Raw genomic sequence first — 8,476 nt, 5'->3', positions numbered from 1 at the left:
TAGGGGTCACCTATGTAGGCAGAAGGCAAGCGTAAAGACACCTTGCCAGTAAGGCCTGCCCCCCTGCACTGAACTTCCACGCTCTTCTCTTGCCAGCCGGGCTGAGTATCAGTGAAGCACTGGATTGTAGCGCACCAGTCTTCAGTCACCTATCGGCGGCCTTACTCCTCAAAGCCGCATGATAATCTCGGAGGAGCCCCTCGCTAATCAAACCTGGGAAAGGCGACCGTGACGGTCCCTTTAGACCCCAACGAGCGCAGGGGCTCCCGCCGACTGGCTATGTCCGGGCTTCACGCCGACAGCCTTTCACTCTCCGGATAGAACGGCCGTTTCTCCTTCAGGATGTGATAGATGATCTTCAGGATGTCCCGGGCGACTGCAACCTTCGCCGTGTTGCACCCTTTCCGTTTCTTGATCGCCGCGTACTTGCGCTCCAGGCGCGGAATCTTCCTCATCGCATGCCAGGCGTTCTCCAACAGGATCCACTGAAGCTCCTTGCGCCTGTTCGTGTTCAGCGGCCCATGGTAACAATGCCCTCCGCTTGCGTGCACCCGAGGAGCCAAGCCGCTGTAAGCGCACAGCGCTCCGAACGAACGGAACCTGCTGATGTCAAAGATCTCCGTCTTGACGAGCAGCGCGCTGAACGACTGAAAACCCGGCACGCTCATCAGGTGCATCACATCCTGATCCCGCCCCGCGAGGACCTTTAGATCGCTCCCGCAGATCTTGAGCTCCTCACTGAGCTGCGCGATCCGCGCGAGATACCCTCGCGCGATCCTCCCGTAGGGCTCCGGTATCTCCGTCGACCCAATCTCCTTACGCCTCTTTGCCGTGGCGAGATTACCCGTCCCCTTGAACCCGATCCTATCCAGCATCGCCTTGAGCCGTACGATGTTCCGCGTCCTGTCCGACACCAGCCGCATCCTGTACCGCAGCATCTCCCTGTTCTTCCGCGTCTCCTTGTCGGGTATGGCCACCGTGGGCAGGTCTCCCCGGTGCAGCAACCACGCGATCAGCCGCGCATCTATCTTGTCCGTCTTCTTGTGCTTCTTCGCGAACGCCTTCACCTGATACGAATCTGCCAGGTACACCTCTGCCGCATACTCTTCAGCAATGTCGATCACGTAGTACCAGTTATACGTCGCCTCCACCGCCATCTTGAATGGCCGGGGTACTCCTTCGAAATACTTCTTGAAAGACTCCGGGTCCGCCGGTAAGCTCCCATGTGATACCCGATGGCCCTGTGCGTCGAATACGCAATACCACGCCGTCTCCTTGTGGAGATCGATGCCGATCGAGTACATACCAGCTACCTCCTTTCTGAGACCACTTACCGGGCGATCTCAGTGCGATGCTAACGCGTCAGGGAGGTAGCTGCCTATCATATAATCAGATCTTTTACTGTGCGTTTCACCGCGTCCGATCGAGAAGGGGCGAGTTGGGAGAGGTCGGACGGGGGAGCGCGGATACAGGAGGCGGGCCCCGGCCCGCCTTTTTTGTCGCCGGAAGGAATCGGCGAGCGACCGGTGACCGCCTGCTCACCAGCCGTAGCCGGTCGAGGCGGCCGCGGTCCCGGCGTCCAGGCACCAGGCGGCGGGAGTCGGCAGGGCGAACGGCTGGAAGTTGATCCGCAGGCACGCGGGCGCGTCGTCGTCGTCGAGCGGGTCGGTGCCGCGCTGAAGCTCCACGTAGTCCGTGAACAGATCCCCGTCGGAGTCGGCGTTCAACGGATCCGTGTCCGCGTTTGTGTCGAAGGCGGGCTCCCCGTCGTGCCAACACTCCTGCGCGTCCGAGAGCCCGTCCTCGTCGGCGTCCAAAACCGGGTAGCCGCCGTACCGGACGACCGTGTGCAGGGAGTCGTCCGTGATGTAGAGGTACCCCTCGGCGGGCGACGTCCTGACAAAGGCGACCCCCTCCTGGCCCGTGCCCGGCAGAGCGTACTCGACGAGGAGCGGGTCCGTTAGCGTGTTGTCAGTCAGCATCTCCCGGACGGTGTTCGCGCCGTCGTGTAGCAGGTAGAGCGTTCTTGTGCCGGTGTCATACCACATGTCGGAGAGGTCCTTGATTGGAGGCGACACAGGGCTGAAGTCGACCACGTAGTCCACCTCTCCGCTTGTCGAGAGGTCCACGTCGAAGACGTATACCCTGCCGTCATACGGCGAGGTCCCGTCTTCCTGGAGCCCCGCATAGAAGAGTCCGCCGGAGCGGGTTTGGCCGTTCCCGTCGCCGTACGGGTGGTGGCCGTCGGGGACGAAGGTGAGCGCCTCGAGCCCGCTGTTCGACGGGCCGGTCATCCATGGCGTGAGGTCCCACGATTTTCCGGTGAGCGTCCCGGTGGAGATCCGGAACTCGAGGATGGAATCGTTGGGTTGCTCGACGCCGAGGTAGAGATAGTCGCTCGAGGGGTCGGCGACGGCGAGGGCTTCGAGGTCCCCGCCGACGTTCCACGCGTCGAATGTCCCGTCGCTTTCCAGCCTGGCCACCCATCCTTTGTCGTGCACGAGGAAGAGGGTCTCGAGCCGGTCGTGCCAGATGATGCCGCTGGGCTCGTACGTGGAGGGGAGATCGCCGGTTATGTCCGTCCCCCCGTCGCCGGGCCAGGGGGCGGAAAGGGCGGGGGAGGGGAGAGAGAGGAAGAACGCCGCCACCGCAGTCGGGCCGCGGGAGTTCATAGTGATATTGTAGCACTCCCTGCGCGGGGATGGAAGATGCATGTCGAACCGGCAGGACGCGTCGGCGCCGTCGAGCGGCAGCTTCACGGTGGCAAAGGGGGGGGCGGCCGGCTATAATGCGCGCGGTGCCCATGAAGGCGTTCAGACGCGTTGCGCTTCGCTTCTTGAATCCGCTCCTGATGGTGGGGATCGCGGCCGGGAGCTTCGTGCTTCTCGGCGCGTACCTCATGGAGATGGATCCGTTCTCCTACGCCTCCGATGCGCAACGCTCCATCGACAACGCGATGAGCTGCGCGTACCTCCTCCTCAGCTTCCTCCTCTACTTCGTCCTCTGCCTCGTCTACGAGCGGCCGATCCACGATGCGATGCGGACGCTCGCGCGGAAGGAGACGCCCTCCGACCGTCTGCTCACCCTCGCCCGCCTGCGCGCGATGAACGCCCCCGTGGCGTACGCCGCCCTCACGGCAACATTCTGGATGGCCGCCTTGATGATCTTCCCGTTCGTGCTCTCGATGCTGCGCCCGCCCGTCCTGAAGACCTACTGGGCCACGACCGCGATGATGGGTCTCTTCGACGGCGCCTTCATGACCGTCCTCGGCTACTTCGCGGTCTCCGCCGTCTCCCGCATCCGGCTCCTGCCCGTCCTCTTCCCCCACGGGCACCTCGACATGCAGCCGGGCGGGCACTCGCTTTCGCTGCGCGGCCGCACGCACCTCGTCTTCGTCACCATCTGCGCCCTCCCGCTCCTCCTCACCGTGCTCAACGCGGTCGTCTGGCGGTACGTGATCCTGGACGAGACCGGACGGCAGATCGTCTCCGCGCGCGCGATGGCGGGCTACCAGGTGTCGCAGTCGATCTCCCTCTCCATCTTCTGCCTCGTGATGGGGTTCGCCGTCGTGATCTCGTTCGGCATGATGATCGGCCGGAGCACCCGCGCCGTGAGCGAGGCCGTGGAGGCCGTCCACCGCGGCGACCTTTCGGCGACCGTCCGGGTGGACGCCCGCGACGAGATCGGGCTCCTCGGCGACCGGGTGAACGAGATGATCATCGGCCTGCGGGAGAGGAAGCGGATCGTGGAGGCGTTCAACCGCTACGTGGACCGGACGCTCACCCGCCAGGTGCTGGAGGGGGGGATCCGGATGGGGGGGATACAGCTCGAGGTCTCGATCATCTTCTGCGACATCCGCGGCTACACCTCCCTCTCGGAGGGGATGGAGCCCGACCGCATCGTGGCGATGCTCAACCGCTACTTCACCCTGATGGCGGGGGCGGTCGAGGAGGAGGGAGGGACGGTCAACAAGTTCATCGGCGACGCGATCCTCGCCGTTTTCGGCGCCCCGCAGCCGCGTGCCGACCACCGGGACCGGGCGATACGGGCGGCGCTCGCCATGTACCGCGCCCTCGGCGAGTTCAACGCGGAGCAGCGCGAGGACGGGCAGCCCGAGCTCAAGGCGGGGATCGGCATCCACAGCGGGCTCGTGCTCGCCGGCAACATCGGCACGGCGAACAAGATCGAGTACACGGTGATCGGCGATGCGGTCAACGTCGCGCAGCGGATCGAGGAGCTCACGGCGGAGAATGGCGCGCCGATCATCTGCTCCGGGGCGACGCTGGGCCCCTACAAGCAGCGCTATCCCCACGAGTCGCTCGGCATCGTGCAGGTAAAGGGACGGACGGACACGCTGGACGTCTACTCGCTGATGCCGGCGTACGAAAGGTTTCGCGGACGCAACGACGGGGAGACGGCGCGCTCAGTCCCACCAGAACGGTGAGCCGACCGCGGCGGAACAACCGCCGTCCGGGGCGAAGCCGGAGGGGGATACACGGCGCGGCGGCTGGAAGTTCACGCGGACCGCGGCGGGCCGCTTCGCGTAGCCGCCGAGCACGGCCGCGGCGTCCGCACACGCAAGCTCGACAAGGTCCCCGAGTCCGTCGGCGTCGGAGTCGGCGAGCTCGAGGTTCGTCCCGCAGTCGGTTTCCTCCTCGTCCCAGAGGCCGTCGCCGTCGGTGTCCACCATCGGCGGGAAGGCCGCGATCTCGTCGTACCAGTTCTCCGCGATGAGCGTGTACCCGGCCTCGGTCGGGTGGACAAGGTCGCCGCATATCAGGTCCTCGATCGTAAGGGGGGGGGTGGGGGAGTACAGGTCGGAGAAGTTCGTGCTGAAATAGCGGTCCACCCCCTCCATATCCGCGAGGCTTGCGTTGTATATCTGGATGCCCAGGTTCGCGTCCCACCCCCCCACATTCCCTATCCTGTTCGGGATGAAGGCGGAGAGGAGCACGCGCGGCTTCTTTCCGTCATGGTTCGTCTGGTCGTTGATGCGGTTCACGCACTGCTGGACCTCGGACAGCGTCTGGGGCAGGATCTCCGAGAAACTGGCACTGTCGTGGGCGGCGCCCAGATCGTTCCCGCCGATCATCAGGAGGACGAAATCGGGCTGCTCGGGGAAGCCCTCGCTGTTGAGTTTGGCGAGCAGCGTGTCGGCCGTAGCGCCGTTCACGCCGCGGTTGTGCACCTCGCAGACCTTCGAGGGGTAGGCGGAGTCAAGGAGGACGGCGAGCTGCGCGGGGTAGGTCTCGGGATCGCCCGCCCCCCAGGGCGCACCGTACGTGACGCTGTCGCCGAGGCAGGTGACGACGACCGGGTGCAGGTAGTCGCCCGCCGCCACACAGACGGGCGAAACAACCGCGGCGGAGAGGACGCACGCCGCGACGGCTCTTCGACACGCGAGCGCCCCCACCGTGCCGCGCGCGTCCATGGCCCCTCCCGGGTACACAGAGAACGCATCGGTGCGCGAACAACGACCACCCGGCGCGGTGCGCAAAACGCAACCGACCGCGTGCTCCATCAATCAAGTTACCGGAGGGAGATGCGGATGTCAATATGCCGGAATCCGCTTGTTTCGAGCCGGCCGCGGAAGTACAATGCCCGCGCCGGGAGCGGCGGTTCCTGTCCGGTGTCGCGGGAAGCATCCGCCGCAGAGGAGCCGTTTCGAGGCGGGCGGTAAAGGAATGATGCTGTACGCGCTCGATGTCTTCGGGACGTTCGTTTTCGCCGTGTCAGGGGCGTTCCGCGCCCTCAAGCACGAGCTCGATCTCCTCGGGATGATGGTGTTGGCGACCGCCACGGGGATCGGGGGCGGGATCATCCGGGACCTCCTCCTCGGCGCCGCCCGTCCGGCGGCGTTCCGGAACGAGACGTATCTCCTGGCGTGCCTGGCGGGGGGGCTGGCGGTCTTCTTCGCGGCGAGAAAAATCGCCCCGCGGTGGGACTGCGTGATGGCGGCCGACGCGGTGGGCCTGAGCGTCTTCGCGGCGATCGGGGCCGAAGAGGCGGCGTCGTCGGGCTTCGGCGCCCTCGGCATCGTCATGATGGCCGCCATCACCGCGACGGGGGGCGGCCTGATCAGGGACGTCCTGGTCAGGGAGATCCCCGTCGTGCTCAAGACCGACTTCTATGCCACCGCGGCGCTCGCGGGCGGGGCCTGCCTCGTCGCCTCCCGCGCGGCGGGTTTTTCCGTGCGGTTCCAGATTCTCTCTGCGGCCCTGACGGCGTTCGTGCTCCGCGTCGCGGCGATGCGCTACGGAATCTCCCTCCCCAGGGTCAGGAGACTGGCGCATTCGCCTTCGCGTCTCACCATGATCCGCAAGGGGGCGCACGACGCCGGAAAGGCGGAGCGGGACGAAAAGGGGCGCCTGGATCCCCTTTCCGGGCGTCCGCCCCGCTTCGGCTCCGAACGCACGCGAGGATAAAAGGAGGGGGGATGGAACGAACGACGGTGTACTTCGAGGGGCTCGGGCCCGAAAACACCGACGCGACGCTCGCGCTGGTCTGCAGGCGGGCGGAGGAGCTGGGGGTGAAGAAAATCATCCTGGCCTCCACGACCGGCGCCACGGCGCGAACGGCGCTCGAGCTCTTCACCGGGCGGGGGATCAGGCTTGTCGTCGTCCCGCACCAGCACGGTTTCAGGAAAGGGACGCACCCGTTTCCGCGGGAACTGATCGCGGACCTGGAGGCGGCGGGGCACGCGGTGCATTTCGGCACGATGCTGTTCCACACGCACGCCCTCTACGGCAGCGACACGCCGACGGCGATGGCCAACCTGCTCCGTTGCTTCTCCCAGGGGGTCAAGGTTTGCGTCGAGATCGTCCTCATGGCGGCCGACGCGGGTCTCGCGGCTTCAGGGGAGCGGGTCATCGCCGTCGCGGGGACCGCCCGTGGCGCGGACACGGCCCTCGTGATGCGGGCGGCCTCCTCACAGAATCTCCGGGGGCTGCGGGTGAATGAACTCCTCTGCAAACCGTACGAACCGCTGAACATCGACGAGGTGCGGGAGCGCTACTCCGGTGGCGCGGGGAAGAACTGATTCCCCGGCGGTCCTCGATCCGCGCCCTCTCCGCATCCGATGTTGCCGCCCTCCGCCGCGGTATGGTATCCTCCGCCTACGGGAACGAGGGGGCGAAACGGGGGTTCGTCGCGTCGCGGCGCTCCTTCCGCGGCGGCGGCGAGTGCCCCGTTCTCCTTTCCGGTTCCCTGCGGAATAAGGAGTGCGTCATGAGGAGCAGGCCCATCAAGTGGGTCGAGAACCTGCGCGCGCGGGCGGGCGAGCGCACCGAGGCGCTGCACCGGATCTTCCCGCCCGGCATCGCGCGCCTCACGCGGAGTTTCCACCGCCAGATACCCGGCTACCGGGTCAGCCCCCTCAAGGGACTCGACAATCTTGCCGCGATGCTCAACCTCGGCGGCATCTGGGTGAAGGACGAATCCCTCCGCCTCGAGCTGAACTCGTTCAAGGTCCTCGGAGGCTCGTTCGCCGTCTATCAGTTCCTGAAGAAGAAGCTTGGGATGGCGCACCTCGAGCTGCCGCTCAAGGAGTTGACCTCGCCGGTTCTGATGCAGAAGCTCGGGCCGATCACCTTCGCGGCGGCGACGGACGGCAATCACGGCAGGGGGGTCGCGTGGGCGGCGTCGAGGTTGGGGCACACATCGGTCATCTACGTGCACAAGGGGACCTCCCCGGTGCGCATCAAGGCCATCGAGAGCTACGGCGCCAAGGTCATCATCATAGACGGAACGTACGACGACGCGGTGCGGCAGGTGAATGTCGACGCGCAGGAGCGCGGCTGGCAGGTCATATCGGACACCTCGTGGGAAGGGTACGAGGAGATCCCGATCTGGGTGATGCAGGGCTATATCACGATGTTCGCCGAGGCGCAGGAGCAGCTCGCCGCGCAGGGGATCGTCGGGCCGACGCACCTCTTCGTGCAGGCGGGCGTCGGCGCGCTCGCGGCGTCGGCGATCGGTTTCTACCGCGAACTGTTCGGCATGAAGGCCCCCGTCTCGGTGGTGGTGGAGCCGGAGAAGGCGGCGTGCCTGTACGAGTCGGCGAAGAAGGGGGACGGGGAGCCGCACTCGTTCGGTGGCGCGCTGGACACCATAATGGCGGGCCTTGCCTGCGGGCAACCGAGCCCGCTTGCCTGGCGGCTGCTCTGGGACTGCGCCGATGTCTTCATCTCGTGCCCCGACTACGTGGCCGCCAAGGGGATGCGGGTGTACGGCATCCCGCTGGACGGGGACCCGATCATCATATCGGGGGAATCCGGAGCGGTGACGCTCGGCGCGTTGATGTTTATCCTGAGGCGGAAGGATACGGGGCCGCTCAGGGAGCTGCTGCGCCTCGGTCCGCAGTCGCAGGTGCTCCTCATCAACACCGAGGGGAACACCGACCCGCAGCACTTCCGCGATGTCGTGTGGGACGGGGCGGACGCGGTGCCCGAGGAGTACCGCACGGCGTGAGGACGGC

General features: G+C 66.1%; 7 protein-coding genes. 4 read left to right on the top strand and 3 right to left on the bottom strand.

The window, feature by feature from the left end:
* Window positions 1–290: 290 nt before the first annotated feature.
* Both GXY35_06095 and GXY35_06090 read right to left on the bottom strand, forming a co-directional pair.
* The gene (locus tag GXY35_06095) at window positions 291–1,304 is read right to left on the bottom strand and encodes an IS110 family transposase (GenBank protein ID NLW94147.1); all 1,014 of its coding nucleotides are present in this window, start codon (window positions 1,302–1,304) and stop codon (window positions 291–293) included.
* A gap of 234 nt (window positions 1,305–1,538) precedes the next feature.
* Entirely contained in the window at window positions 1,539–2,672 is a 1,134-nt protein-coding gene (locus tag GXY35_06090; protein ID NLW94146.1) for a hypothetical protein, read from the bottom strand.
* A gap of 116 nt (window positions 2,673–2,788) precedes the next feature.
* Here GXY35_06090 and GXY35_06085 point away from each other — a divergent pair, with 116 nt between their 5' ends.
* Window positions 2,789–4,444, top strand: coding sequence for an adenylate/guanylate cyclase domain-containing protein (locus GXY35_06085; protein NLW94145.1), 1,656 nt, complete (start codon window positions 2,789–2,791; stop codon window positions 4,442–4,444).
* Here the strand turns inward: GXY35_06085 and GXY35_06080 are convergent.
* Window positions 4,424–5,431: an SGNH/GDSL hydrolase family protein gene (locus tag GXY35_06080; GenBank protein NLW94144.1), complete on the bottom strand. Its 1,008-nt coding sequence runs from the start codon at window positions 5,429–5,431 to the stop codon at window positions 4,424–4,426. The genes GXY35_06085 and GXY35_06080 overlap by 21 nt on opposite strands.
* A 256-nt stretch (window positions 5,432–5,687) precedes the next feature.
* On the opposite strand from GXY35_06080, the gene GXY35_06075 reads away from it, so the two are divergent.
* The 3 genes from GXY35_06075 to GXY35_06065 all read left to right on the top strand — a co-directional run bounded on the left by GXY35_06075 (window position 5,688) and on the right by GXY35_06065 (window position 8,469).
* Window positions 5,688–6,425: a trimeric intracellular cation channel family protein gene (locus tag GXY35_06075; protein NLW94143.1), complete on the top strand. Its 738-nt coding sequence runs from the start codon at window positions 5,688–5,690 to the stop codon at window positions 6,423–6,425.
* An 11-nt stretch (window positions 6,426–6,436) separates the two neighbouring features.
* Entirely contained in the window at window positions 6,437–7,039 is a 603-nt protein-coding gene (locus GXY35_06070) for a hypothetical protein (protein ID NLW94142.1), read from the top strand.
* Window positions 7,040–7,227: 188 nt separating this feature from the next.
* Window positions 7,228–8,469 carry a diaminopropionate ammonia-lyase gene (locus GXY35_06065; GenBank protein ID NLW94141.1) on the top strand — a complete coding sequence of 414 codons (1,242 nt, stop codon included), beginning with the start codon at window positions 7,228–7,230 and terminating at the stop codon, window positions 8,467–8,469.
* Window positions 8,470–8,476 lie beyond the last annotated feature (7 nt).

This window comes from Chlamydiota bacterium (assembly GCA_012729785.1).
Classification (GTDB): Bacteria; Auribacterota; Tritonobacteria; order UBA1439; family UBA1439; genus UBA1439.
This window is presented reverse-complemented; position numbering and strand designations above follow the sequence as displayed.

Coding starts and splice junctions, on each gene's coding strand:
- GXY35_06095 (NLW94147.1), bottom strand. CDS start 1,304: ATGTACTCGATCGGCATCGATCTCCACAAGGAGACGGCGTGGTATTGC.
- GXY35_06090 (NLW94146.1), bottom strand. CDS start 2,672: ATGAACTCCCGCGGCCCGACTGCGGTGGCGGCGTTCTTCCTCTCTCTC.
- GXY35_06085 (NLW94145.1), top strand. CDS start 2,789: ATGCGCGCGGTGCCCATGAAGGCGTTCAGACGCGTTGCGCTTCGCTTC.
- GXY35_06080 (NLW94144.1), bottom strand. CDS start 5,431: ATGGACGCGCGCGGCACGGTGGGGGCGCTCGCGTGTCGAAGAGCCGTC.
- GXY35_06075 (NLW94143.1), top strand. CDS start 5,688: ATGCTGTACGCGCTCGATGTCTTCGGGACGTTCGTTTTCGCCGTGTCA.
- GXY35_06070 (NLW94142.1), top strand. CDS start 6,437: ATGGAACGAACGACGGTGTACTTCGAGGGGCTCGGGCCCGAAAACACC.
- GXY35_06065 (NLW94141.1), top strand. CDS start 7,228: ATGAGGAGCAGGCCCATCAAGTGGGTCGAGAACCTGCGCGCGCGGGCG.